The 24,621-nt window shown below is 70.9% G+C and carries 19 protein-coding genes, 1 tRNA gene, 3 pseudogenes and 1 riboswitch; of the genes and pseudogenes, 11 read left to right on the forward strand and 12 right to left on the reverse strand.

What is annotated here, in order from left to right; translation table 11 throughout:
* Positions 1 to 180 precede the first annotated feature (180 nt).
* Both ACFXBC_RS05600 and ACFXBC_RS05605 read left to right on the forward strand, forming a co-directional pair.
* The gene (locus ACFXBC_RS05600; protein WP_385019016.1) at positions 181 to 1,722 is read left to right on the forward strand and encodes an aldehyde dehydrogenase family protein; all 1,542 of its coding nucleotides are present in this window, start codon (positions 181 to 183) and stop codon (positions 1,720 to 1,722) included.
* Positions 1,723 to 1,969: 247 nt separating this feature from the next.
* Positions 1,970 to 2,057 (forward strand) — tRNA-Leu (locus ACFXBC_RS05605).
* A gap of 225 nt (positions 2,058 to 2,282) precedes the next feature.
* Here ACFXBC_RS05605 and ACFXBC_RS05610 read toward each other — a convergent pair.
* From ACFXBC_RS05610 to ACFXBC_RS05630, 5 genes and pseudogenes are all read right to left on the reverse strand, one after another.
* Positions 2,283 to 2,720 (reverse strand): annotated as a pseudogene (locus ACFXBC_RS05610) (SPW repeat protein); the annotation flags it as partial.
* 184 nt (positions 2,721 to 2,904) lie between these two features.
* Positions 2,905 to 3,579 (reverse strand): class F sortase, encoded by a 675-nt coding sequence (locus ACFXBC_RS05615; protein WP_385019018.1) that lies wholly within the window; start codon positions 3,577 to 3,579, stop codon positions 2,905 to 2,907.
* A gap of 190 nt (positions 3,580 to 3,769) precedes the next feature.
* The gene (locus ACFXBC_RS05620) at positions 3,770 to 4,255 is read right to left on the reverse strand and encodes a hypothetical protein (protein WP_385019020.1); all 486 of its coding nucleotides are present in this window, start codon (positions 4,253 to 4,255) and stop codon (positions 3,770 to 3,772) included.
* 122 nt (positions 4,256 to 4,377) lie between these two features.
* Positions 4,378 to 6,411 (reverse strand): sensor histidine kinase, encoded by a 2,034-nt coding sequence (locus ACFXBC_RS05625; RefSeq protein WP_385019092.1) that lies wholly within the window; start codon positions 6,409 to 6,411, stop codon positions 4,378 to 4,380.
* Positions 6,412 to 6,523: 112 nt separating this feature from the next.
* A complete protein-coding gene (locus ACFXBC_RS05630) occupies positions 6,524 to 7,249 on the reverse strand; it encodes a response regulator transcription factor (protein ID WP_385019023.1) in 726 nt (241 codons plus the stop codon).
* A 233-nt stretch (positions 7,250 to 7,482) separates the two neighbouring features.
* Between ACFXBC_RS05630 and ACFXBC_RS05635 the strand changes: the two genes are divergently transcribed.
* Positions 7,483 to 8,316, forward strand: coding sequence for a PIG-L family deacetylase (locus ACFXBC_RS05635; RefSeq protein WP_385019025.1), 834 nt, complete (start codon positions 7,483 to 7,485; stop codon positions 8,314 to 8,316).
* Positions 8,317 to 8,352: 36 nt separating this feature from the next.
* Here ACFXBC_RS05635 and ACFXBC_RS05640 read toward each other — a convergent pair whose 3' ends face one another.
* The 3 genes and pseudogenes from ACFXBC_RS05640 to ACFXBC_RS05650 all read right to left on the reverse strand — a co-directional run.
* Positions 8,353 to 9,732: a Fic family protein gene (locus ACFXBC_RS05640; protein WP_385019094.1), complete on the reverse strand. Its 1,380-nt coding sequence runs from the start codon at positions 9,730 to 9,732 to the stop codon at positions 8,353 to 8,355.
* A 92-nt stretch (positions 9,733 to 9,824) separates the two neighbouring features.
* Positions 9,825 to 10,283, reverse strand: a complete 459-nt coding sequence (locus tag ACFXBC_RS05645) for a hypothetical protein (protein WP_385019096.1) — start codon at positions 10,281 to 10,283, stop codon at positions 9,825 to 9,827.
* 160 nt (positions 10,284 to 10,443) lie between these two features.
* A pseudogene (locus ACFXBC_RS05650) lies at positions 10,444 to 11,346 on the reverse strand (FAD-dependent oxidoreductase); the annotation flags it as partial.
* Between the two features lie 94 nt (positions 11,347 to 11,440).
* Here ACFXBC_RS05650 and ACFXBC_RS05655 point away from each other — a divergent pair.
* From ACFXBC_RS05655 to ACFXBC_RS05680, 6 genes and pseudogenes are all read left to right on the forward strand, one after another.
* Positions 11,441 to 12,187 (forward strand): annotated as a pseudogene (locus ACFXBC_RS05655) (TetR/AcrR family transcriptional regulator); the annotation flags it as partial.
* Positions 12,188 to 12,307: 120 nt separating this feature from the next.
* On the forward strand, positions 12,308 to 12,766 hold the full coding sequence (locus tag ACFXBC_RS05660) for an HD domain-containing protein (RefSeq protein ID WP_385019098.1): 459 nt from the start codon (positions 12,308 to 12,310) through the stop codon (positions 12,764 to 12,766).
* A gap of 161 nt (positions 12,767 to 12,927) precedes the next feature.
* Entirely contained in the window at positions 12,928 to 13,530 is a 603-nt protein-coding gene (locus ACFXBC_RS05665) for an AAA family ATPase (protein WP_385019027.1), read from the forward strand.
* Positions 13,527 to 14,096, forward strand: coding sequence for a guanylate kinase (locus ACFXBC_RS05670; RefSeq protein ID WP_385019029.1), 570 nt, complete (start codon positions 13,527 to 13,529; stop codon positions 14,094 to 14,096). The genes ACFXBC_RS05665 and ACFXBC_RS05670 overlap by 4 nt, the downstream gene beginning before the upstream one ends.
* A 157-nt stretch (positions 14,097 to 14,253) precedes the next feature.
* Positions 14,254 to 15,681: a hypothetical protein gene (locus tag ACFXBC_RS05675; protein WP_385019031.1), complete on the forward strand. Its 1,428-nt coding sequence runs from the start codon at positions 14,254 to 14,256 to the stop codon at positions 15,679 to 15,681.
* 35 nt (positions 15,682 to 15,716) lie between these two features.
* On the forward strand, positions 15,717 to 16,553 hold the full coding sequence (locus ACFXBC_RS05680) for an SDR family NAD(P)-dependent oxidoreductase (protein ID WP_385019033.1): 837 nt from the start codon (positions 15,717 to 15,719) through the stop codon (positions 16,551 to 16,553).
* 182 nt (positions 16,554 to 16,735) lie between these two features.
* Here ACFXBC_RS05680 and ACFXBC_RS05685 read toward each other — a convergent pair whose 3' ends face one another.
* The 3 genes from ACFXBC_RS05685 to ACFXBC_RS05695 all read right to left on the reverse strand — a co-directional run bounded on the left by ACFXBC_RS05685 (position 16,736) and on the right by ACFXBC_RS05695 (position 19,422).
* The gene (locus ACFXBC_RS05685) at positions 16,736 to 18,163 is read right to left on the reverse strand and encodes an alkaline phosphatase family protein (protein WP_385019035.1); all 1,428 of its coding nucleotides are present in this window, start codon (positions 18,161 to 18,163) and stop codon (positions 16,736 to 16,738) included.
* Between the two features lie 220 nt (positions 18,164 to 18,383).
* Positions 18,384 to 19,151, reverse strand: coding sequence for a CbtA family protein (locus ACFXBC_RS05690; protein WP_385019037.1), 768 nt, complete (start codon positions 19,149 to 19,151; stop codon positions 18,384 to 18,386).
* Between the two features lie 46 nt (positions 19,152 to 19,197).
* Positions 19,198 to 19,422, reverse strand: a complete 225-nt coding sequence (locus ACFXBC_RS05695) for a CbtB-domain containing protein (RefSeq protein ID WP_385019039.1) — start codon at positions 19,420 to 19,422, stop codon at positions 19,198 to 19,200.
* 44 nt (positions 19,423 to 19,466) lie between these two features.
* Positions 19,467 to 19,557: riboswitch (adenosylcobalamin (AdoCbl) riboswitch) on the reverse strand.
* Positions 19,558 to 20,135: 578 nt separating this feature from the next.
* Here ACFXBC_RS05695 and ACFXBC_RS05700 point away from each other — a divergent pair.
* Positions 20,136 to 20,753 (forward strand): histidine phosphatase family protein, encoded by a 618-nt coding sequence (locus ACFXBC_RS05700; RefSeq protein WP_385019041.1) that lies wholly within the window; start codon positions 20,136 to 20,138, stop codon positions 20,751 to 20,753.
* Between the two features lie 75 nt (positions 20,754 to 20,828).
* On the opposite strand, the gene ACFXBC_RS05705 is transcribed toward ACFXBC_RS05700, so the two are convergent.
* On the reverse strand, positions 20,829 to 21,602 hold the full coding sequence (locus ACFXBC_RS05705) for a DUF2127 domain-containing protein (RefSeq protein WP_385019043.1): 774 nt from the start codon (positions 21,600 to 21,602) through the stop codon (positions 20,829 to 20,831).
* 379 nt (positions 21,603 to 21,981) lie between these two features.
* On the opposite strand from ACFXBC_RS05705, the gene ACFXBC_RS05710 reads away from it, so the two are divergent.
* The gene (locus ACFXBC_RS05710) at positions 21,982 to 24,615 is read left to right on the forward strand and encodes an ATP-binding protein (RefSeq protein WP_385019045.1); all 2,634 of its coding nucleotides are present in this window, start codon (positions 21,982 to 21,984) and stop codon (positions 24,613 to 24,615) included.
* Positions 24,616 to 24,621 lie beyond the last annotated feature (6 nt).

Raw genomic sequence — 24,621 nt, forward strand, 5'->3', positions numbered from 1 at the left:
TCACCACCGGCCGGGCACAGGGTGTAGCCGTCTGCGCACGACGTGGTGGTGATCGCGGCGTACGCTGAGAGCGGCACCCGTGTCATCGGGACCGGGGTGGGCGCCGCCCGTACGACTGGCGGTGGGCCGCGTACCAGGAGAACGACCACCTGCCCCGCCCAGCTGAGCGGAGACCCGCCCATGGCACCCACCCTCACCCTCAAGTCCGGAACCTCCTGGGCCGATGCCTGGCAGCGCTGCCTCGACGCGGCGCCCGAGGCGTTCAGGGACGACCGCGTACTGAACCTCTGGAAAGGCGCCTGGCAGGCCGACGGACGGCCGCAGCCCGCGACCAGCCCCGTCGACGGCAGCCGCATCGCGGGCCCGCCCCGCCTCGACGCCCCCACCGCCGCACAGGCCGTACGCGCCTCCCTCGACCAGCACCGCGGCTGGCGCCAGGTCCCGCTGCCCGAGCGCCGGGCCCGGGTCCTGGCCGCGCTCGACGCGCTGACCGAGCACCGTGAGCTGATGGCGCTCCTGCTGGTCTGGGAGATCGGCAAGCCTTGGCGGCTGGCCACGGCCGACGTCGACCGCGCCATCGACGGTGTGCGCTGGTACGCCGACGGCATCGAGGCGATGGCCGAAGGGCGTGCCCCGCTCGAAGGCCCGGTGTCCAACATCGCGAGCTGGAACTATCCGATGTCGGTACTGGTCCACGCGATGCTGGTGCAGGCGCTGGCCGGGAACGCGGTCATCGCCAAGGCGCCGACCGACGGCGGGGTTGCCTGTCTCACGCTCGCCTGCGCACTCATGGCCCGCGAGGGCGTCCCGGTGAGCCTGGTCAGCGGCAGCGGCGGTGAGCTCTCGGAGGCTCTGGTCCGCTCGCCGGAGATCGGCTGTGTCTCGTTCGTGGGCGGCCGGGACACCGGGGCGAGGATCGCCACCGACGTGGCCGACCTCGGCAAACGGCACATCCTCGAACAGGAGGGGCTCAACACCTGGGGCTTCTGGGACTTCACGGACTGGTCCGCACTCTCCAAGGTGATCCCCAAGCTCTTCGACTACGGGAAGCAGCGGTGCACGGCCTACCCCAGGTTCGTGGTGCAGCGCAGCGCGTTCGACGCGTTCCTGGCGGCGTATCTGCCTGCCGTGCGCTCCATCCGTACGGGCCACCCGCTGGCCGTGGAGGACCCGTCCGATCCTTTCCCGGAGCTGGACTTCGGGCCGCTGATCAACGCGGCGAAGGCCACGGAGCTGGCCGGCCAGGTGGCCGAGGCCATCGACCGCGGCGCGATCCCGCTGCACCGGGGCAGCCTCGCGGACGGCCGCTTCCTGGCCGGCCAGGACACCGGCGCCTATCTCCCGCCGGTCACACTGCTCAGCCCGCCGCCGTCGTCCCCGCTCTTCCACGCGGAGCCCTTCGGCCCGGTCGACACGATCGTCCTGGTCGATACGGAGGCGGAGCTGCTGGCCGCGATGAACGCCTCCAACGGCGCGCTGGTCGCGACCCTGTCGACCGACGACCCGGAAACCTTCGACCGGCTGGCCCCGCAGATCCGGGCCTTCAAGGTCGGCAACTCCAAGCCCCGCTCACGCGGCGATCGCGAGGAACTCTTCGGCGGCCACGGGGCGTCGTGGCGCGGCGCCTTCGTCGGCGGCGAGCTGCTGGTCCACGCGGTGACGCAGGGCCCGGCGGGGGAGCGGGCGCCGGGCAACTTCCCGGAGTACCAGCTCATGCCGTGAAGGGAGCGGAGTGCCGGCTCATCCCGTGAACGGGCCGAGTACCGGCGCATTCCCATACACGGAGATACGACGGGTTGTACGTGCCCGGTGACGCAGGGTGCCAACCGTCGGCCGGATCGGCGAAGCGCCCCGGCGGCCGACCGGGGCCAGCCGCTGACCACGGCAAATACGGGTGAGGGGGACCGCAAACCCCTGGTATTGTTGTCCTTGTCGCCGCGGGGAACAGAGACGTGGCGACAGGCACCTTGTCCGGGTGGCGGAATGGCAGACGCGCTAGCTTGAGGTGCTAGTGCCCTTTATCGGGCGTGGGGGTTCAAGTCCCCCCTCGGACACCAGCAGAGACCCCAGTTGATCTGGGGTCTTTCTGTTTCTCCGCTCCTCCCCGGTTCCCTTACGGGCGTCACCCACGAGCGCAGGAGAGGGGCGGTGTGGGCCGGATGTCCGGCCCGCACCACCCCTCTCTCTTCTCTTGTCTTCTGCCCGTCACATCAGTCGGTGCGGTCGGGTCGTCCCGCTCGGCTGAGGCGGCTCGCTCCGCTGGGGCGCGAGCTCATGGAATGGGCCTTACGGCTGCGTTTCGCCGCTACCACGGTGCACACCAACCCCAGTAGGGCAGTGACGCCGCCGATGACCGCGTTGCTCCAGATGATCCCCTTGTCCGGGTGACTGCCCACGACCCATGGGGCGACGACCAGCCAGGCGCCCATCACGACCATGGCCCAGCTGAGGCCGTACATCCGCTCCGGCACGATGGTGAACCCGAGGCCCAGCAGGGCGATCGCGATGCCCATGATCAGGTTGTGTGTCGTCAGTGCGTGCTGGGTGCTCGAAAAGTGGATCACCCACGCGGACACCGCACAGTACACGCCGACCAGAAACACCGGCCCGTCCACGAGCGCCACGTCGCGCCCGCCGAGCATCCGGTCATACCGAGCCCGCATTTCGGGTACATCGGGATGGGTTGCTAGATCGCCTCTTGTGTGTGAGACGTCGGCCATACGACTCGCCTCCTTCTCTGCTGCAAGTCCGACCGAATGTGCACGGCTGAACCGCACAAATACCAGTTTGCGCCTGTTTGCACGCTTTGTATAGAGAAGATAAAACGCCCTGCCATCCGGCCCCGGAGCCCTGGCACAACCGGCCCCGATGGGCCCCGACGAGATGCCCGGCCGGCGGGTTTCGTCAGCGCAACGTGGCGTAGACGATCAGGTTGTTCACCGGATGCCCCTGCGCGTCGAACGACCCGTCGCAGGTGATCAGCCGCAGGGCGCGGTCCGTGGTCCTGCCGTAGACCTTGTCGGTCGGGAACGCCTTCTTGCTGACGCTCTCCGTACCCGTGACCGTGAAGTGGGCCGTCTTTCCCAGCTTGTTGCGGACGGCGATGTCCGCGCCCTTGTGGATCTTCCGCAGGTCGTGGAAGACGGCCCTGCCGAAGCGGGTGTCGTTGTGGCCGATCAGCACGGCGGCTCCCGGCTCACCGGGGGTGGCGCTCCCCGTGTACCAGCCCGCCGTCATGCCCTTGTCCGCGGGCGGGACCTCGACCGTGCGGTCGGCGTTGAGTCCCAGACGCAGCAGGGAACTCCTCACTCCGATCGACGGGATCGACACCTCAGTCGGGGGCGCGGGCTGCTTCGTACCGGTCTCCGTACCCGCCTTGCTGCCGGTCTTCGTGCCGGTCCCGGCCCCGGTGTCCTTGCCGGTGCCGGAACCCGACGCCGTGCTGGCCTCGGCGGCGGATTTGTGCCCTGCTGACTCCGATGACCCGGACGAACAGCCCGCGAGCGCTGCCAGGGTGAGGCAGACGGCTGCTGCGGGCAGGGCCACGGATCGCCAAATCGGCTGATGGGTACGGGACATGAGGGCTCCAGGACGGTCGAGGAGGGGTTCGGGGAGACGGGGGAGCGCGCCGGGAATGCGCGGGGGTGCGGTGCGTCGTACCGGTTCGGTCGGAGGTACGGGCGCGCGCCGGGGCGGGGGTACGGGTCCGGGCGGTACGCAGACAGTGGCGCCGCCCGGTGACGGACGGCGCCACTGCTGTCGGGGTGGGTCAGCCGTTGCGCTGTGCGGCGGAGCGGCGGCGCAGGACGACCGTGCCCGCGCCCGCCAGAAGGACGGCGCCGGCTGCCGAGCCGACGAGGGCCGTGGTGTCGCTGCTGCCTCCGGCCGGGCGCTCACCCGCCGCGACGGCACCGCGCGGTGCGGCGGCCCGCTCCGCGGCCCGGACGCTCGGGACGGGACTGGCGGCCCGCGCCGCCGGGGTGGGCTTGTCGCCCGCGGCGACGCCGCCCCGCGGTGCTGCCGCGGGCTGCTTGCCCTGAGCGGCCCGCGCGGCCCTGGCCCTTGCGGAGAGGGGAGGCTGAGCGGACGGCTCGGCCTTCGCCGCACTTCCGGATGCGCGCCCCGCGGACGGCTGGGCCTTGGAGGCAACGGGCTTGGGGCTGTCGGACGCGAAGGCCGCGGTCGACGGGACGAGCACCGTGCCGACCGCCACGGCGGTGAGTACGGCGGTGCGCAGGGACAGACGTGGGGACATGAACAGCTCCAGTTCCAGCCCGGCCTTGGTGATGCCTGGCTGCGGTTGGCAGCAGGCGCCGGGCACAGCGACAGACTGGCAAGCAGTTATGAGGAAGCTGTCAGGACACTGTGCTCATCGGATCAGGGCGCCGGCGACGAGGAGGTGTCAGCCGCCGGGCCCGGTGTCCTCCCGGCCGGTTCGTCCCGGTCGGCTGCCGCCGTCGGCCCGTGCACGGGCAGCCGGAGCGTGAAGACCGAGCCCCTCCCCTCCGTGCTCGCCGCACTCACGGTGCCGCCGTGCGCCTCGGCCAGTTTGCGGACGATGGCCAGCCCCAGGCCGCTGCCGCCCGTCCGGCGGTTACGTGATTTCTCGGCGCGCCAGAAGCGGTCGAAGACGTACGGCAGGGACGCGGCCGGGATACCGGTGCCGGTGTCGGCGACTTCCACCAGCACCTCCGTGCAGGCCGTCCCCGCAGAGGGCTTCTCCGCAGAGGGCTTCTCCGCGCAGGCCGCCGGATCCGGCGGGCCGCACCGCACCCGCAGCGTGACCTGGCCGCCCGCCGGGGTGTGGCGTACCGCGTTGGAGACCAGGTTGCCCACCGCCTGCCGGAGCCGGACCGGGTCGGCGGCCAGGACCGGTACCGGAGCCTCCGGCGGTGGGCCGGTCACCGTCAGCGTCACCCCCGCGGTCTCGGCGCGGGCCTGGTGGGCCGAGGCGACCTGGCCCAGGAGTTCCTGGATCCGTACCGGCTCCACATGCAGCCGCAGCGCCCCCGCGTCGGCGGCCGACAGGTCCTGGAGGTCGTCGATGATGTGCTGCAGCTGCACCGCCTCCTCCAGGAGCGAGGAGACGAACGCTGGATCGGGATCGGCCAGGCCGTCCTGGGCGGCCTCCAGCCAGCCGCGGATGTTGCTGAGCGGTGTGCGCAGCTCGTGCGCGACATCGCTCACCATCGCCTTGCGCTGTTCCTCAAGGCGCGCGCGGTGCGCCGACATGTCGTTGAACGTCGCCGCCAACCGCCCGATCTCGTTGTCCGTCGTGACGTCGACCGGCTCCGAACTCCCGCTGTCCCGCATCCGCTGCGCCGCGTTGGTGAGCGCGTGCAGCGGGCGTACCAGCCTGGCTCCGGCGAGCACCGAGGCCCCGACCGTGAGGGCGAGCACCAGTGCCGCGACCCCCGCGATACGGGCGGTGTTGGCCGGTGAGAGGTTGAAGCCGGGGACGGTGGAGCCGCCCTGGTCGCCGATGAACAGCAGGGCGGGCGACGCGACGTACGAGCTGAGCTGTTCGCGGCGCGCGGTGCCGACGCAAGACGCGATGGCGCGATCGTCGTCGCTGTTGCGGACGCTCGGCTCCGCCACGGGAGTGGGCGGTGTGGTCGGGGGGACGCCCCCGGACCTCTGGGGCTCCGCGGCCGCCCTGGCGCTGTTCCACGAGAGGTTGAGGCTCAGCTGGACCGGCTCGCGGTTCTGCCGGCGCAGACAGGCGTCCGCCAGGTGGTTGAGGGCGGTGAGCGCCTTCTTCTCGGTCGGGGTGGGCGCGTCCAGGGCCTCCGTATCGCATCTGGTGCCCAGGGTGCGGTCCGGGTCGTTCCCCACCGCCTGTATACGGGGACGGCCGCTCGGCTCCTCCACGGCGTCCGACGCGATCCCGAGGCCGCTGAGGCAGGCCACCGTATGGGCCGCGATGCCCTTCAGCCTTCCGCGCTCCGACGCCGGCAGCCGGAACGGTCCCACGGCCCGTGGGTCGATCCGGTCGGCCGATGTCCCGGTCCCGGTCCCGTCCCCGTTCCCGGTGGAACTTCGCGCCGCCAGCGTGGTGTCCAGGGAGAGCGGGTCGACGACCGCCGACACCTGGGGCGGCAGCGCGGGCGCCGGCTTCCGGTCCGCCGAGTCGGCGACGGGCTGGTGGTTCTCGGTGGTCAGGGCGATCCGCCGGCCGGACTGCCGGGCCAGTTTCCGTACCGTCGCGCCGACACCGTCCCACCGGGGGTGCCCGGCCGCGTAACCGAGCAAGGTGTTGTAGATACGGGTGTCGGCGGTGAGGTTCTGGCCCTGCTCCTGTTTGATCGCACCGGATGTGGTCTGTACGGCGAGCCAGGCGGTCGCGACCACCGAACAGGCTGCCACCAGCGCCGAAACCGCCAGCAGCCGGCCGAGCAGACTCTTGCGCAGCGGCAGCCGCGTACGCCGCTCCTGCTCCTGCTCCTGCTTCTGCTCCTGCTTCTGCTCCGGCCGCCGGAGCCGGGCTCCGCGCCGGGGCCTGCCGGGTATCCGGGCGCGGGTCTCACTGCGCGGCAAGGTGGGCGTCCTTCGCGGGATCGGTCAGTTTGTAGCCGACGCCGAACACGGTGAGCAGCCGGACCGGTCTGCGGGGCGCCGATTCGATCTTCTTGCGCAGATTCATGACGTGTACGTCGACCGTGCGATTGCTGATGTACCGGTCGAAACCGTGCAGTTCCGCCAGGAGCTGCTGCCGGGTGAAGACCCGGTCGGGTTCGGCGGCCATCGCGGCCAGCACCCGGAACTCGCCAGGTGTGCAGTCGACCGGCCGGCCGGCCACCGACACCGAGTGCCGGGCCGGATCGATGACAAGCGTGCCCACCGACAGGAGGGGATCGGGGGCGGGCGCAGCACTCACCGGCCGCTGGGCGCGGCGGAGCAGCGTGCGGACCCGCGCCATCAACTCCCGTGGGCTGTACGGCTTGGTCATGTAGTCGTCGGCGCCCAGATCGAGCCCGAGCAGCAGGTCGTCCTCGGTGGACCGGGCGGTCAGCATCAGCACCGGCAGCTCCCGTGCCTCCGCGCGCAGCACCCGTACGACGTCCAGGCCGTCGGCGCGCGGCATCATCACATCGAGGACCAGCAGGTCCGGCGTTCTCTGCCGCACCTCCTCCAGGGCCGCGAGGCCGTCACCCACCACGGTGACCGCGTGTCCTTCGCGTTCCAGGTATCGGCGTACCAGTTCGGCCTGTTTCTCGTCGTCTTCAGCGACGATGACATGTGCGCACACGCCGCTGATCGTAGATGAGTACGGAAACCCCGCCGGGAACAGCCGGCACGGCCGACGCCGTTACACCGACGGACCGGCGCCGACGGGCGGGGAACACGGGGACCATGAGGTCGTCCGCCCACCGGGATCCGGGTCCAGGGGCGCGGCACATCTGCCGTGCGCCCTTACCAGGACGTATGCCGTATGCCGCACCAAATATCGTATCAAGACGTTTTTCCGCAGGAGGACTTTCCATGGTTGACCGGCCTTTGACACTGATGGCAGTACACGCCCACCCCGACGACGAGGCCACCAGTACCGGAGGGGTGCTCGCGCGATACGCGGCGGAAGGCATCCGCACGGTTCTCGTGACCTGTACCGACGGCGGTTGCGGTGACGGACCGGGGGGTGTCAAGCCGGGCGGTTCCGGGCACGACCCGGCGGCTGTCGCCTCGATGCGCCGTCAGGAACTTGAGGCGAGCTGTGACGTCCTGAAGATCAGCGATCTGGAGATGCTGGACTACGCCGACTCCGGGATGACGGGCTGGCCCAGCAACGATGCCCCCGGATCCTTCTGGCAGACCCCTGTGGCGGAAGGCGCCGCCCGGCTCGCGGAACTCATGGAGCACTACCGGCCCGATGTGGTCGTCACCTATGACGAGAACGGTTTCTACGGCCACCCCGACCACATCCAGGCCAACCGCATCACGATGGCCGCGCTGGAGATGACCGCGCTGACACCGAAGGTGTACTGGACGACGATGCCCCGCTCGGCGATGCAGCGGTTCGGAGAGACCATGCGCGAGTTCCAGGAGGACATGCCGGAGCCGGACCCCGCCGAGGCCGCCGCGCTGGCCGAGATCGGTCTCCCCGACGACGAGATCACCACGTGGGTGGAGACCACCCCGTTCAGCGGTCAGAAGTTCGATGCCCTGGCCGCGCACGCCAGCCAGGGCGAGAACATCTTCTTCCTCAAGATGGGCAAGGAGAAGTTCGGTGAGCTGATGGGCATGGAGACCTTCGTACGGGTCAAGGACACCACCGGCGCGGCCGTACCCGAGAACGATCTCTTCGCCGGGCTGCGCTGATCCGCCCGCCGGGCCGCAGGCCCCGCAGAGGTCTGCTCAGCCCACTGGCCGGGGGCCCGGAACCGCCGCTCGGCGCCGGGTCTCCGCCAGGTGCATGCCGATGTGTCGGGCGAGGATCAGCGCGTCCGCGGGTTCGCCGGCCTGGAACGTGACACGGCGGAGCAGGCCGACTCCGTCGAGCGCGACACCCTCACGGGCGAGTACGAAGACGAGGGTGAGGAAGGCGCACCTGGCGTTCCCGTCGGCGAAGGGGTGGAAGAAGCAGACGTCGAGATAGGCACGGGCGGCGCGAGCGGTGAGCGGAACAGCCTTCCCGCCGTCCTTCGCGCTCTCGGCCAGGCAGGCATCGAGGCGGGCCCGGGTGTCCGGACCGATGCCGTAGCGTTCCCGCCCTGCCTTGGCGAAGGCAGGCACGTCGCGGAACGGCGGCAGCCGCGGTGCGCCCAGGACGTGCTGCTGCCAGCGCTGGAGTAGTCCGAACTGCAGGGAGGCTCCCTGTGCCGCTTCGGTGCGCAGGAGTTCCAGGGCGGCGAGCAGGCCCTGGGCCCGGCCCGGGTCCAGGGCGCCGTCGAAGGCGCGGATGTCCTCCGCAGCGCCGTCGCGGGCAGGGACCACCGGCCCCTCACCTCCGCCGTCCGGTGCTTCCTGCCACGGCACGGTCTCGCGCACCGCGAGCCAGCGCTCCAGGTGATCGGGTCCGGGTCCGGTGGGCCGTGTGCCGGCGGCCGGCCGGAGCGAGCGCGCCAGCCGTTCCGCGACATCGTCGACCAGCGCTGTGCCGGGCCCGGTCCAGCTCTTGAACCGCCCGCCGATCGCCTCGTCGACCAGGCCCTCCGCGAGGTCCGGCGCGACGCCCCACCGGCTGAGGAACCAGGTGAGCACCTGCCGGCAGTGGCCGTACCAGCTGCTGCCACAGCCCGTACGGTCGGTCACCTGGAGGATCAGGTTCCGAGCGGCGCGCTCCCACAGGATCCGCTGGTCGGCCACGTCGGCCAGGACCAACGGGTACGTGTCGAACCAGCCGGCGAGGCTCTCCAGCCAGCCGCGCCACTCGCACAGCGCCGCCGCGACGCGGGCGAGCGTCTCCTCCGGGGTGGTGATCGAGTGCCTCGGGCAGCACCAGTTCCCGACCGGCCCCCCGTCGAAGTCGCCTTCGTCGTGCGCCCAGCGCCAGCCCAGGGTCCAGCGGCCGTAGCCCTCGGCGAGTGCGTACGCCATGGCATCTGCCCAGGGCTCGCCCTTGCTCCAGCTTCGGTCACTCGTCGCCGGGGCCCCGTCCGGAAGGCCGGGGAGGCCGGTAATCCCATGGGCGGGCCCGAGGGACTGCACCACCTGTCCCGCTGTCGCGGGGTCGAAGGGATGGCGGGCGGGGTCCACATCGTCCCAGGTCAGAAAAGCGGGTGCCAGGTCCGTCATCACCGCGTAAGCCTGCGCCGCCGACTGGCCCCGGTGCAAACGGGTTACCGCAGAGCCCTCCCCGACGCACATGCGGTACAGGCCGGTTCGTCTCAGGCAGGGACAGGCGCGGGGCCTCCGGTACGGCCGCCGGTGTGCTTGTCGAGATAGGCGGTGACGGCGCCGGGGTCGCAACCGCGTGCGGCCACATGCCCGTCGGGGCGGACGAGGACCAACTCGCCGCTCTCGGCGGCGTAGGCCCTCCCGGCGTGGCCGTGGGTGTCGGTCACATCGGTGCCGAACTCCACGGTGCGCACGCCCGCGTGGGTACGGGGAAGGGCGCCGGAACCGAATCCGTACAGGGTCCAGTGGCCGCCTCGCTGGAGGTCGAAGAGGCGGACGGGCCGCCCGTCCGGGAGGTGGCAGGGTGCGTCGGGGGCGCGGTCGCCGGGCTTGGGCCCCGGGGTGTCCCGGCCGGTGGCGGGGGCCAGGGGACCGCCGCGGTAGGTGTGGCCCAGTTGCAGCAACTCCTCGCTGTCCGCGTCCTGTTGCCGCCCGGCGCCCTGCTGCATCAGGCGGCTGGAGAGCCCGAGGACGGCGGCGGCGACCGGCAGCCTTTCGGCCTGGTAGGTGTCGAGCAGGGCGTCGGGGGCGCCGTGCAGGACCGCGGCGCTTCCAGCCCAGGTTGACGGCGTCCTGGATGCCGGTGTTCATGCCCTGGCCGCCCGCGGGGGAGTGCACATGCGCCGCGTCGCCCGCGAGGAGGACCCGGCCCTCGCGGTAGCGGTCGACCATCCGGACGTTCAGCCGCCAGCGCGAGAGCCAGCCGGCCTCGTGCAGCCGGACCTGGCCGGGTCCGACGACGGCGTCCACGATGTCCTGGAGGGACTCCACCGTGGGGTCGGCGGAGCCACCGGTGTCCCCGGGCGGGACCGGCGCCTGGATCTGGAAGGAGTCCTGTGCGGGCAGCGGGCACAGTGCGACGGACGCTCCGTCGCGGCCCTTGAAGATGTGCCAGTGGTCGCGGTCCAGACCGTCCAGGCGGACATCGCCCAGGAGCATCCGCTCGTCCTCGTCGGTGGTACCGAGGAAGGAGAAGCCCAGGACCCGGCGGACGGTGCTGGAGCCGCCGTCCGCGCCGATCACACAGCGGGCCGTGACGGTCGAGCCGTCGGCCAGCTCGGCCTCCGCGTGCCCGGGGTGCTGGACCAGCCCGGTCACTGTCCTGCCCCACTCGGGCTCGGCCCCGAAGCCCGCCAGGCGGTCGCGGAGCACCTCCTCCACCCGCCACTGCGGGACGAGGAGGGTGCGGGCGTACGGGCTGTCGGGAGTCGGCTCCGAACCGGCGCTCATATCCAGGTCCTGGTGGCTGCCGTCGGACTCGTGGAAGCGCACCGGGAGCCGGAAGCGGCCACAGGAGACCAGCCGGCCGGCTACGCCCAGGTTGTCCAGCACCTCCAGGGTCCGGGGCTGGAGTCCCTTGCCCCTGGAGCCGGTGCCCGGTCCGCCGGCCCGGTCGAGCACGCGCACCCCGACCCCTCGCCTGGCCAGCTCGCAGGCGGCCGTCAGGCCGGTCGGACCCGCGCCCACGATCAGGACATCGGTATCGGTGGGCGGGGTGGGTGATTCGTTCATCGGCGGACCTCACAGGGAGCGGGTGGCAGGGGTGGGATGGATGCGTACGTTGTACGCCAGCGTACAACGTACGCAGCGTCTACCATGAGCGCACATGGTGAACTGGGAGAAGGCCGGGCAGCCGGCCAGAGCAGCACGGGCCGCCCTGTCCGGTGACGTCATCGCCGCTGGGGGGATCGAGCTGGCGGATGCCGACGGCCTGGACGCGGTGACGATGCGCAAGGTCGCCGAGCGCGTCGGTGCGGGGGCAATGTCGCTGTACCGCTATGTCGACAGCCGGGACGATCTGATCAGCCTCATGGTCGACCGGGTCAGCGCGGAAGCGTTCGCCCCGCCGAGAACCGGCGACTGGCGTGCCGACCTGACCGCGGTGGCGCACCTCACCCGGGAACTGGGCCTGCGCCACCCCTGGCTGGCCGGACACTCCATCCCCGCCGAATCGTTCGGACCGCGGATGCTGGCCATGACGGAGTCCCATCTGTCTCTGCTGGACGGCTACGGCTTCGACACCGGCCAGATGCTCGACATCCTGCGGACCGTGCTGGCCTTTGTGCAGGGCCACACATATGCGGAGGCGCGACGGCTGGAGGCGCGGAAGCGCGGCGCCGCGCGGCCCACCGGGCAGGCCGAGCAGGTTGGTCCGGCCGGGCAGACCCAGCCGGTCGAGCGGGCCGGGCGGACCGGTGACACAGGTCAGGCCGGGCCCTCGGGGCTCTCCGCCGTCGAAGGGGCCGCGGAGCCGGGCGCCTACCCGCTCACCTCCCGGGCCCTGCGCGAGACGGCAGATCCGGCGGACTCGCCCCGGACCTTCGACCGCCGCCTCGGCTATCTGCTGGACGGCCTGGCCGCCACGTTCTTTTCCGGCGCTCCCGGCGCTCCCGGCGCTCCCGGCACTTCCGGCGCTCCGGGCCTCCCTGGCTCTCCCGGCCTCCCCGGCGCTCCTGGAAGGCCGGACGGCCGTCTGGCCCTGCGCGAGGTCGAGGCGCTCGCCCGCCGCGTGCACGCCACCCAGACCGACAAGGCGGGGCAGCCGTACACCATCCACCTGGCGGCGGTCGCCGAAGGAGTCGCCGCACGCGGCGGCACCGAAGAACAGATCGCCGCCGCCTGGCTGCACGACGCGGTCGAGGACGGTGCGCTGAGCGAGTCCTGGCTGGAGGGGGCGCCGCTTTCGCGCGGGGTCAAGGACATGGTGCTCGCCATGACCAGACGTACGGGGGAGAGCCCGGAAAAGTACGCGGCCCGGATCCTCGCGGTTCCGGGCGCGCTGCTGATCAAGGAATCCGATATCGCCCACAACGCCGACCCACGGCGGCTGGCCGTCCTGGACAGGCCGACCAGGGACCGGCTCACGGCCAAGTACGCGCGGATGCGGCAGCTGTTGGGGCTTCCGGGGGGCGGAGACCCCACATATACGTAGGGGCTCCGAAAGGGACGGCCTGGCGTCGGTCCGGGTGCCGTACCGAAGCTGGAGGGCCTCCTCGGAAAGATCCAGGCCATCCCCGAAGTGTGACGGCCTTTGCTCCCATCCGCCCCTAAACTGGGCCGAGTTGTATCGAGACGTCTCGGGGGGCGGACAGTGTGACCACTGCGTCAGGCACCAGCACCATCACACTCGCGCTTGTTGCCGGGTACGCCGGTTCGGGCAAGTCCGAGGCCGGCAAGCTCCTGGCAGCGGCAACGGGTTGGGCCATGCTCGACAAGGACACTCTCAGTCGTCCGATGACCGAGCGACTGCTGGCTGCCCTGGGCGGCGATCCGGACGATCGCCACAGTGCCACGTATCTGGAGCAGGCCAGGCCCCTGGAGTACGAGTGCCTGATGAAGGCCGTCTGGGAAAACCTGGAGTGCGGCACTTCGGTAGTAGCGGTGGCACCGTTTCTCGCCGAGAGCGCCGATGCGCAGTGGACATCCCGGGTGACCCGGCGGTGCCGTAGGACCGGAGCCCGCTTCGAGACACTCTGGGTGGACAGCGACCTTGAGTCGATGCGGGACCGGCTGATCTCGCGCAACGCCTCACGGGACACCTGGAAGCTGACGCACTGGCCCTCATACACCAACGGTCTCGACGTCGGCCTCCGGCCGGTGGCGCCTCACCACGTCATTGACAACCGCATCAGCGGGTCACGCCCCCTGGCCGAGCAGGTCGAGTCGATCGCTCAGCGGCTGCTGGAGGGAGCATGAGTGCCGTCGTCCTGTACGGACCTCCGGCTGCGGGCAAGGACACCGTGACGGCAGCCCTGCGCTCGGCGGACCAGCGCTTCGAACTGGTCGCCAAGCTCAAGCAGGGGACGGGCCGGTCGGCCGGCTACCGGTTCGTCACCGCCGCGGAGCTCGGGGACTTGCGCGATCAGGGCAGGATCGTCGTGGAGACCCGGCGTTACGGCAACGTGTACGCGGTCGACGAGCTCTCCCTCATGGAACCCCAGCGGCGCGGCCGGGTCCCGGTCACCCACATCGGCAACGTCGCGGACCTCCGCACGTTGTTGGACCGGACCGCGTCGGTCTCCTGGTTACGGGTCCTTCTGTGGGTGCCGAGGAGCGAGTGCGAGCGGCGGTCCCGCGCGCGCGGAGACACTGACACCGCGAAGCGGCTCACCGCCTGGGACGAGACGGCTCGGGATGTGGGCACATCCGATGTGCGAGACCTGTTCGACCTCGTGATCCGTACGGACCGGATCGAGCCGACGGTCGCTGCCAAGCAGATCACCTACGCGCTCGACGGCGCCGGACACCGTGTGCACGGATGAACTGTTCACCACGCTCAGGCTCAGCCCGGACACGGAACCGGCTCCACGGGGCACGACACCGCGCCATACATGAGTACGTCGGGGCGGGCCCGTCACGACATCTACGGTCACACACAACGGGGGAGCGCCGATGGGAGTCGTCCGGACGTTAGAGGACTTGGCACGAATCGGTCGGCAGCGCACCGTGCAGGACCGGAGCGTGCATCTGCACCAGGACGAGGTCACGGCGGACCTTCTGCTGGACACGGTGTCGGCCGACCGGGTCTCTCTCGACCATATGAGTATCGACGGCGCGCTGACCGTACGGTCCTGCCGTATCGATGAACTGGTCATCGACCATGTGGAGATGGACGCACTGATGGTCGTGAACTCCCGCATCGGCCGCCTGACGGTCCGCAATGCGTCGATCGGATGCGAGGTCACGGTCATCGACTCAGCCCTGGACTTCCTCGCTCTGCACTCGTGCGGGACCGTCCGGCTGGAGCGCCTCCGGGTCGAGGAGCTCGTCCAGGTCAACGCTCTGCGCGGGACGCTCCACATCAGAGACACGCGGGTGTCCTCGCTGACGGTCCGCAGCCAGGCCGCGGGCGGCCGTCTCGGCCGGCCGAGTGTGATCGTGAGAGGACTCAAAACCCGGGAGGACGTCACGTTCGACGACCTCTGGCTCTCCACCATGGAACTCGCCGACGTCGAGACGTGTGAACTTACGCTGAGGCGGGTGCGGTTGGACGAGCCGCTGCGGGCGAGCGAACTTCGTTGCAGTGAGACCATACGCGTGAACGGGCTGGTCGTTCCCGCCGAGATCAGTACGATCACGAACAGCACGGTCAGAGGCTCTGTGGAAGTTCGCAACCTCGGGCTCTGCGACAACCCGGGCGGCAGCAGGGAGGGTGCGACCGCCCGGCTGGCTCTTCACAACACGACGGTCGTGTCGCTCACCTCGGCCTCTGTGGTGTCCTCGGTGATCAGCCTGCACGGCTCCTCCGTCACAGGCACCCTGGGGCTCCCCTCCGGCAGCTCCCGCTACAGCCTCGACAACTCCTCCAGCGTCGGCGACATGGAGCTGGCCGGGCAGGTCTTCCGCAACGGCGCACAGGTGCTCTCTTTTCTGGACCGGTCCTTCACCGAGGTGACGGCCGTGGCCCTGGAATCCGTACGCTCGGCGCTGGCCAAGAGGAACCGGAACCGTGAGGTCGACGAGCTTTACTACCTCGCGCGTCAGCGCGAGGCGACAGCCCTCCCGCCGCTGCGGCGCGCCATCGCGCAGGGCTTCCTCGGTGGCATCCTCGGCTGGGGAGTCCGGGCACGCAACCCGGCCCGTGTGCTGATGGCCGGCGTCCTGCTGACAGGTGCGGTGCTTCATCTGGCGGGCGCTGTCCGCGAATCCGGCCGCGGCCTGACAGACACGGCAGCCGCGGGCAGGAGCTTCGTACTCGCTCTCGCTCTCTGGCTGAACGTCGGCACCGGCACGCCGTCGGGGCTGAATACTGCCGGATGGACAGCGCTCGCCGTCGCGTTCACCGTTGCGGGCATGCTGTTCACCACCCTCATTGTGGGCATAGTCATCCGCAAACTGGTGCGTTGACCGCCCCTGGATGGACGGGTGGCAGAGTGCCGTCCATGGAAGAGCGAGAAGAGCCGGCAGGGAACGCGGCAGCTGTGCCCGCTGTCACGTACGGACTGAGTGGTAGGTCGATTCTGGTGACCGGTGGCAGCAGAGGACTGGGATATGCGATCGCGCGCCTCCTTGCGGCAGAAGGGGCTTCCCTCGCGATCTGCGGCCGGGACCCCGGCACCTTGGACCAGGTGTCATCCGAGCTGGACCGGGATTTCGGGGCCCCGGTGGTGACGGGATGCGTGGATGTCCTGGCACACGGTGAACTGGAGGACTTCACCCGGCGGGCCGGCAGCGAACTCGGCGGACTCGACGGCCTGGTCGCCAACATCGGAGGCAAACGCGGCGGCGGCGTCCTCGACTCGACCCGGGAGGACTGGCAGGACACCTGGGAACTGAACGGGGGGCATGCGGTGCGTACTGTCCGGGCAGCACTGGGCTGCCTGCGGCCCGGCAGCTCCGTGGTGATGGTTGCCTCCATCTCCGGCTGGAAGCCTCGCTTTCCCGCCCAGTACGGGGCCGCCAAGGCATCGGAGATCTACCTGGCGGGCGCCCTGTGCCAAGAGCTGGCCCCGTACGGTGTGCGCGTCAACACCGTCAGCCCGGGCTCCATTCTCCTGCCGGGAAAGAGCTGGGACCGCCTGAGCCGACGTGACCCGGAAACCTACGCGGCATATGCGGAACGCAACCCCAGTGGCCGCCTGTTGGAGGCCGACGAAGTGGCCAGGGTCATCGGCTTCCTTCTCTCGCCTGCGGCCGGCGCTGTTAACGGCGCGCATATCCCTGTCGACGGCGGTCAGCCGCAGGCAGGGCTGGGAATCGTTCCGGGCCGACAGACCTGACCAGGCGAGTCCCGCTCCGCCGTGGAGGTGTCCTGCCCACCCGGAGCAGGAAACAGCCTCCCTATCCCTTGCCGGTCGGCTCCGCAAGGGAAGGAAGGCTCTCTCGGACGCCGGCTTCACCCCACCGGCGTATGGCTCTCTTCTCGCCGTCCAGCCGAAAACATAGTCGCGTGGGCAGGATCCTAGGTGCGCGGCCGGCGCCCCCGTTCCTGCCGTGGGAAGCTCTGGTCGGCCCCCGGCAGGTGCGGCTTCGGGAGGGTGGCGACCTCCTTCTTCGCCTGTTCCAGCTGCTCGGCCGTGTCCTCCGGCAGGTGCGGCGGCCGGCGGTGGGTGTCGGAGAAGCGGAAGGCCGAGGTCAGGTCGCCGAAGGTGCGGCGGCGCCACTGGGTGATGTTGGGCTCCCGTACGCCCGTGAACCGCTCCAGGAACTGGAGCGCCGAGGTGTGGTCGAACCGCTCGCCCGCGACCCAGCCGCCCACGGTCCACGGTGACACGATGATCGCGGGGACCCGGAAGCCGCCGCCGATCGGTAGGCCGTCGACGAACTCGTCCGTCGTGCCGGGCTTCGGGGTGGGGGGTGCCACATGGTCGAACAGGCCGTCGTTCTCGTCGTAGTTGAGGATGAAGGCGGTCTTCGCCCACACCTTCGGGTTGGAGGCGATGGCCTCGATCTTCTGGGCCACGAAGTCCGCGCCTGCCGCCGGAAGGTAGTCCGGGTGCTCGGACTGGTAGCTGGTCGGCATGATCCAGGAGACGGCGGGCAACCGGTCGTTGCGTGCGTCGTCCTCGAACGTGCCCTCCGGCTGGGGGCGTACACCGCGCTCGTACAGCTCGTCACCGGGCTTGGCGTCCTTGAACGTCCGGAAGTTCTTCAGCATGTTGCAGCCGTAGTCGTCGTCCTGCTGATAGACCTTCCAGCTGACGCCCGCCGCTTGGAGCCGTTCGGCGTAGGTCGTCCAGCGGTACGGCGTGGCGGCGGTGTTGCTCAGGATCGGCCCGCCCTGGGTGCCGTTCGGGTCGAGGGTGCCCGTCATCCAGTACAGCCGGTTCGGCCAGGTGGGACCGAACACCGAGCAGAAGTAGTTGTCGCAGATGGTGAAGGTCTCCGCCAGCGCGAACTGGAACGGGATGTCCTCCCGGGTGTAATAGCCCATGACATAAGGGCCGTTGACCCCGTCGGCCTTGCGGTGCGCGGGCAGCCACTGGTCCATCCGGCCGCCGTTCCACGCCTCGTGCTGTACGGACCAGGCGTGGCTGGTGGACGGGATGGCCTGGGCGCTCGATGTGTGGGTGTCCAGATGGAACGGGAGCAGATAGCCCTTCGGGTTCACTGTGTCGGGCTGGTAGAAGACCGGCTTGCCGTTCGGCAGCTTCTGCGCGTGCGGGTCGCTGAAGCCGCGTACGCCGGACAGCGTGCCGAAGTAGTGGTCGAACGAGCGGTTCTCCTGCATCAGCATGACGACGTGTTCGATGTCGCGCAGGGAACCGTGGCGCGGCGGCCCGGCCGCGACCGCCTTCTGCACGCTGGGCGGCAGCAGCGAGAGCGCCGCAGCGCCGCCCACGGCGCCTGCCGCTGAGCCAAGGAGTCTGCGTCGCGTCAACTCGGCCATGAACATCCCCTTCTCACGCTCGGACGGGCCCGTTCTGAGGCCCCTCCGGAACTCTCTCGGGAGCCCGGTGAAGAGGGGAGGAGTCGGACGATGAACAGGTGGCCAATGAGCGGCAAGGGCTTGGCCAAGCCAGAACCTGGTGTTCGCACAGCCGGGATCCCGCCCGGACAAAGGTCCGGACGGGATCCGTGAGTAGCCGTGAAGCCCCTTGTGGGAGAGCTCAGTTGGTGGGGGCGGCCGTTGGCGCCACGGTGCCGTCCGTGTGGTGTGACGCAGCCGTCCGTGGGAGGAGATGACGCTCGGCGAGGTGGCCGAAGAGCAGGCCGAACGCGGTCCACAGCGTGAGCTGGATGGCGAGCGCCGAGAGCCGGAACTGCCAGAGCAGGGTGGCCGGGAAGTCCTTGGGCACCTCGTTGACGGCGGGCAGGAGCGCATAGGCGAGTCCGACCAGTACGAGGAAGGCGGCCCCGGCCGCTACGGTCGCGTTCCAGTTGCCCAGCCGTGGCGCGAGCCGTTTGCCGAGGAGCACGGCGGCCACCGAGAGCAGCACGCTGAGGACCATCATCAGGAAGTACAGGGCGGTGCGTTTGCCGATGGTGCCGGGGTCGCCGACGGACGGCGGGTTGGCCGGGTACTTGAGGAACGGCACGACGTACACGGTGATCAGGGCGCCGGCCGAGACCAGCATGGCTGTCGCCCGCGGGCCGAAGCCGCCGGTACGGCCGAGTGCGAAGCAGAACGCGAGAGCGGCGATACCGCCGACCGCGACGCCGAAGACGAGCACACCGGTGGCGAGTCCCGCCGTCGACTGGAGGGAGCGGCTGACCACCTCCATCTCGTGCTCATGGCTGTGCGCGTCCTCGAAGGCGATGGCCGAGTCGACCCGCGGCTCACCGAGCAGATAGGCGACCACCAGGGCCAGTACACCGGCGGCGAGGCCGGCCAGCATGCCGCGGACGAGCAGGACGCGTATCGATATGGAGTTCATGAGAGAGGTCCCCTGGACGTCAGTAGGTCAGTTGGACGTCAGTAGGTCAGTGGCAGGGGAAGCCGAGGAGATGACGTCCGTCGTGGACCCACTCGTGCACGTCGGTCCCCGAGACGACCGAGGTGGCGCCCTGCTCGGCGCCGACGAAGTACAGCAGGACGAGCATGAGGATCCCGAAGAAGACCGCCCAGGGGGCGATGGCCTTGGCCGAGAGCGGAGCGATCGCCGGAGTGGCGGGGGCGCTCGGAGTGGGGGCAAGGGAGTTTGCCATGGCAGAACCTCCTGGGGAACACGCGTCCCGGTCGTGGTGCCTGAGACGAAGGTGCTGGGTCTGACTTCCCGTAGGACGGGTTCACAGTGGCGCGACCGTGCCGGATTCTCACCGGACTTCCATTACGCCTTCGTCATGTTCACGTGGACCGTACCGTCTGCCCGACCGGCTTCGCTACGGTGCCGGTCCGGCAGAACGGCCCGTCACACCCCGCGCCCGGTACCCCGGACGCACGTGTTCTGCTTGCCCGGCCGGACGGGTGGACGGGTGGACGGCGGGACGGTGAGGGCGATGACGGTACGGGTGATGCAGTACGGATGATGCAGTACGGATGATGTCGGTCTCACCTCGCGGAGCGGGGTCCGGCTCTGTGCGAGGTCCGTATCGACGACGCGGGGCCGCCGGACGAGGCGTTCCGGCGGCTGGACGTCGCGCCGCTGACGCCGACCGGGCTGGGCGGCAGGGCCGGACGGTGGAACCCGCGCACCGGACGGTCGCCGGAGCCGTGACCAGGGGTGCGCCCCGGCGGCGGGTGCGCTCCGCTGGAGAGGGCGTGGCAGTGCGCCCGGAATCACACCCCGTGAGCCGCCTCTGCGGGAATCTTCGCTGGTCGTGACAGGCTGAAGCCCTTGTACAACATCAACACAGACGTCACGGGTGGCTCCGACAGCACATCGGCGGCCCGGTGACAGACGCGAAAAGGCAGGGCGGTCATGGGAGAGCTGATTCTCGTACGGCACGGTGAGACCAGCTGGAGCCGCACCGGGAAACACACCAGCTGGACGGATCTGCCGCTGACGGCGGCCGGCGAGGAGCAGGCCCGCAAGGTCGCACCGCTGCTGGCCCAGCGGCGCATCGCACTGACCCTCACCAGCACGCTGACCAGGGCCAGGCGGACGGCCGAGCTGGCGGGCCTCGAACCCGCACGCGCCGACGCCGACCTGCACGAGTGGGACTACGGGGCGTACGAGGGCATCACCAGCGCGGAGATCCACCAGGACCGGCCCGACTGGGACCTGTGGACCGACGGGGTGGCCGAGGGCCCGCCCGAGCACCCCGGCGAGTCCCCGCAGCAGGTTGGCGAGCGCGCCGACCGCGTCCTGCGGCGGGTCGACGTGGCGCTGCGCGACGCCGATCTGGACGGCGAGGGCGGAGACGTCGTCCTCGTCGGGCACGCCCACTTCCTGCGGGTGCTGACCGCGCGCCGGCTCGGACTGCCCGCGTCGGCCGGGGCGCTGTTCCGGCTGGACACCGCGTCCGTGAGCCGGATCGGCACCGAACACGGCCGACCCGCCCTCGCCGTGTGGAATCAGGTGCCGCTCAGCGGGTGACGGGTGACGGGTGACGGGTGACGGGTGACGGGTGGCTGGGGGTGGGGCCGGCCGGTGCCGCAGCGGTGACGGGCCTCAGCCGTTGACGTGCGCCGCCCCCGCGGTCGTCTCGACTTCCAGCAGTGAGGCGCTCTGGCGCTCCGCTTCGAAGGCCGTGTGCCCGCCCCGCAGGCCGAACAGGCGCTTGCCGAGCAGGATGTAGAGCACCGCCAGGATGTTGACCGTCAGGGTGGCGATCTTCAGCCAGCTGACCTTCTCGGTGAGCTCGTAGACCTCCAGCGGCAGGAACACCGCCGTGGCGACGACCGTCAGATACTCGGCCCAGCGCTTGGCGCGCCACAGTCCGACGCCCTCGACGATCTCGATCAGCGCGTAGACGACCAGCAGCGCGGCGACCAGCACCAGTGTGGAGTGCTTGTAACCGAAGGTCTTCTGGATGGTGCCGACCACCGGCGAGTGGTCCAGGTCGTAGTGGAAGTGACGGAACACCGGGCGCAGCACGTCCAGGTTCTCGTCGAAGAGCCGCCGCACTGCGTCCTTGCTGTTGCTGAACTTCCACACGGCCACGGCCACCAGCACGATGAACACCCCGCGCACCGCCCGCTCCACGGCGAGGAAGCGCAGGATGAACAGATCGCGCAGTACCTTGCCGCGCGGCACCAGCGGGGCGTCCCGCGCGGGGCCCGATCCGTGCGGATCCCCCAGGGCGAAGTCCCCGCAGCGCAGACAGCGCCATGCCTCGCCGAATCCGGTGTCGGCGCGCAGCCGCGCCGCGAGTTCCGGTTCCCGCGGGGCGTACGTCACATGTCCGCGCCGTGCGCAGGTGCGCCGGTTCCAGTCGATCTTCATGCTGTCTTCCCCGTGACGGTCGGCCGATGGTCGGCTTCTGATGTTGCCGGCGGCGGCCGCGTGGCGGCCGGACCGGCCCAGCGCGGACCGTAGCAGGACGCCGGCGGGCGCCGGATGACAGGGCCCCGACAGACAGGGCGGCGGTCATCGCGGACGAGGACCGCGGATGCGGATGGGATGAGGGGTACCGGTGCGGATGAGAGGCACCGCCGTGGGCACCGGCCGCCGGGGTCGGGGCAGGGGCGGTTCCCAAGATTACTGCCCACGCCCGCAGGGCATGGGAACTTCTGCCCACTCGTGAAGAGGTCCATCCGGACCGGCCCGCGGCCCCGGCCTGCCGGGATACTCTCGAGATCCGTTTGCAGGCAGGGGAGGAACGATGGGGTCCCGGAAGGAACGCCCGGCCGCCGTACCGCTGCTGGAGCGGGAGAACGAGATCGCCGCGGGGACGCACGCCGTCGAGGCGCTGTGCGCGGGGGAGTCCGCCGGGGGCCTCCTCATCTACAGCGGCGAGGCCGGCCTCGGGAAGACCGCGCTGCTCAAGGCGGTCAGTGCCCAGGCGGCCGGACGCTGCACGGTGTGGTCGGCCCGCGGCGGCGAGACGCTCACCTCCGTACCCTTCCACGTCGTACGCCAACTCCTGCAGCCTGCACTGACGATGCCCGGGATCCGGGACGCCCGCGATCTGCTCGGTGACCGGTACGAGATCGTCGGGCCCGCACTCGGTGTCGCGCCGCCCGGCGCGCAGCAGGCCGACCCGCAGGGTGTCCGTGACGGTCTGGAGGCCGTGGCGGTGCGGCTCGCCGGGCTGTTCCGCCCGCTGGTGTTCATCGTGGACGACGCCCAGTGGTGCGATCTGGAGACGCTCGCGTGGCTGGCCTCCTTCACCGGGCGCGAGGGCGGACCGCCGATGCTGGTGGTCCTCGCGTACCGCACGGGCGAGGCGGACGGCGACGCCGCGGAGTATCTGCGCGTGCTGGAGGCGGCGGCCGAGAAGTCCGTCCAACTGCGCGCGCTCACCCCCGATGCCATCGCCCAGCTCTCCCGCAGCGCGCTCGGGGAGCATGCCGACGACCCGTTCTGCCGCGAGGTCTGGGCGGTGACCGGTGGGAACGCGTACGAGACCGTCGAACTCCTCGCCCGGGTGCGGGACGACGCCATCGACCCGGTGGAGGACTCGGCGGGAGCCCTGCGCGCGATGGGTGCGTCGGCCCGCGGCTCGGGGCTGATCGCCCGCCTGGAGGAACTGGGCACCGGGGCCACCCGGTTCGCCTGGGCCGCCGGGATCCTCGGCACCGGCATCTCGCTGGGCCTGGCCGGGCGGCTCGCGGGCATGAGCGAGAGCGAGGCGGCCGAGTGCGCCGAGCGGCTGCGGGCCGCCCGCATCCTCACCGGCGGCGACCCGATGGAGTTCGTCCATCCGCTGATCGCGGGCGCCGTCTACCGCGCCGTACCGCCCGCCACCCGTACCGCGATGCACGGCCAGGCCGCCTGGGCCGTGACCAGGGCGGGCCGGGGCGCGGCAGCCGCCGCGCCGCATCTGCTCCAGGTCCACCCGGACGACGACCCCGAGCTGGTCGCACAGCTCAGGGAGGCCGCCGCCGAACACCTCGCGGTGGGTGCTCCGGACGCGGCCAGGCGCTGTCTTGAGCGGGCGCTTGAGGAGCCACCGCTGCCCGCGGTGCGGGCCAGCGTCCTGTACGAGCTGGGCTGCGCCACGCTGCTGACCTCACCGGCCACCACGGTCGGTCATCTGCGGGCCGCGCTCGCCCAGCCCGGGCTCGACGACGAGCTGCGGGTGGACGCGGTCTTCCGGCTGGCCCAGGCACTGACGCACAACAACCAGACCCGTGAGGCCGCCGAAGTGGTGGCGGCCGAGGCGGAGGTGACCGAGCCGGGCCCCGCCAGGCGGCGGCTGCAGACCGCGCACTTCCTCTGGGAGGGCGTCCAGGCGGTCGAGGACGACGGTCCCGCGCGCTCCCGCCGCCTCGCCGCGATGACCGACGGCCTGGGCGGCCAGGACAACTCCGAACGGATCCTGCTCATACTGCGCGCGTTCGACGGCACCGCCCGCGGCGAGAGCGCCGAGGAGATCGTCGAGATCTGCGACCGGGCCCTGGTCAACGGACGGCTGCCACCGGGCATCGGCTGGACCGGCACCTCCTGGGGGTTCGAGCCCGCCGCGCTGCTCGGCCTCTCGTACGCCTACGCCGACCGGCTCGACCGGGCCGAGAGTCTCTTCTCGGAGGCGCTCCGCTCGTTCGAGGTGTCCGGCTGGAGCGGCGGGCATCTCTCCTTCGCCAACGCGCTCGTCGGCTATCTCCAGCGCAGGCGCGGCCGGCTGGCCGAGGCCGAGACCTATCTGCGCGAGAGCCTGCGCCTGGCGGAGCGGGTCGGCAACGGCCTCCCGATGAACTGGGACGCCGCCTGCATGCTGATCGACACCCTGCTGGCCCGCGGCCATGTCGCGGCCGCCCGCGAGGCCGCGGAACGGTACGGCTTCGCGCCCCCTTACCCCTCATCGGTCGTCATCCCCGACGCGCCTTCGGTGCGCGGCAGGCTGCTGCTCGCGTGCGGCCGCACCAAGGAGGCCGTCGCCGAACTGGAGGCCGCCGGCGAGGCGTTGCGTGGGCGCGGAAGGCACAACAGTGTCATGGCGCCCTGGGCGGGCGATCTGGTGCGGGCGCTCGCCACCGAGGATCCGGCCCGCGCGGCTGAGCTGGTGACGTATGTCCGCCACCGGGCGGAGCGGTTCGGTACGGACACCGCCATCGGTGAGTCGCTGCGGATCGCTGCCGTCCTGGAGAGCGGCGGACGCGCCGTGGAGCTGCTCGGCGGCGCGGTCGCCTATCTCGAAGCGTCACCCTGCGCGTATGAACACGCCCAGGCGCGGGTGGAGTTCGGCATCGCGGCCCGCTCGGAGACCGACCTCGTGCGCGGGCTCGCCCTCGCCGAGTCCTGCGGCGCCGACGGTCTGGCCGACCGGGCCAGGGCCGCCCTGCACCTGCGCTGATACCAA

Source organism: Streptomyces sp. NPDC059398 (assembly GCF_042751845.1).
In the GTDB taxonomy this organism is placed as follows: domain Bacteria; phylum Actinomycetota; class Actinomycetes; order Streptomycetales; family Streptomycetaceae; genus Streptomyces.

Coding starts and splice junctions, on each gene's coding strand:
- ACFXBC_RS05600 (WP_385019016.1), top strand. CDS start 181: ATGGCACCCACCCTCACCCTCAAGTCCGGAACCTCCTGGGCCGATGCC.
- ACFXBC_RS05615 (WP_385019018.1), bottom strand. CDS start 3,579: ATGTCCCGTACCCATCAGCCGATTTGGCGATCCGTGGCCCTGCCCGCA.
- ACFXBC_RS05620 (WP_385019020.1), bottom strand. CDS start 4,255: ATGTCCCCACGTCTGTCCCTGCGCACCGCCGTACTCACCGCCGTGGCG.
- ACFXBC_RS05635 (WP_385019025.1), top strand. CDS start 7,483: ATGGTTGACCGGCCTTTGACACTGATGGCAGTACACGCCCACCCCGAC.
- ACFXBC_RS05640 (WP_385019094.1), bottom strand. CDS start 9,732: ATGACGGACCTGGCACCCGCTTTTCTGACCTGGGACGATGTGGACCCC.
- ACFXBC_RS05645 (WP_385019096.1), bottom strand. CDS start 10,283: ATGCAGCAGGGCGCCGGGCGGCAACAGGACGCGGACAGCGAGGAGTTG.
- ACFXBC_RS05670 (WP_385019029.1), top strand. CDS start 13,527: ATGAGTGCCGTCGTCCTGTACGGACCTCCGGCTGCGGGCAAGGACACC.
- ACFXBC_RS05680 (WP_385019033.1), top strand. CDS start 15,717: ATGGAAGAGCGAGAAGAGCCGGCAGGGAACGCGGCAGCTGTGCCCGCT.
- ACFXBC_RS05685 (WP_385019035.1), bottom strand. CDS start 18,163: ATGGCCGAGTTGACGCGACGCAGACTCCTTGGCTCAGCGGCAGGCGCC.
- ACFXBC_RS05690 (WP_385019037.1), bottom strand. CDS start 19,151: ATGAACTCCATATCGATACGCGTCCTGCTCGTCCGCGGCATGCTGGCC.
- ACFXBC_RS05695 (WP_385019039.1), bottom strand. CDS start 19,422: ATGGCAAACTCCCTTGCCCCCACTCCGAGCGCCCCCGCCACTCCGGCG.
- ACFXBC_RS05700 (WP_385019041.1), top strand. CDS start 20,136: ATGGGAGAGCTGATTCTCGTACGGCACGGTGAGACCAGCTGGAGCCGC.
- ACFXBC_RS05705 (WP_385019043.1), bottom strand. CDS start 21,602: ATGAAGATCGACTGGAACCGGCGCACCTGCGCACGGCGCGGACATGTG.
- ACFXBC_RS05710 (WP_385019045.1), top strand. CDS start 21,982: ATGGGGTCCCGGAAGGAACGCCCGGCCGCCGTACCGCTGCTGGAGCGG.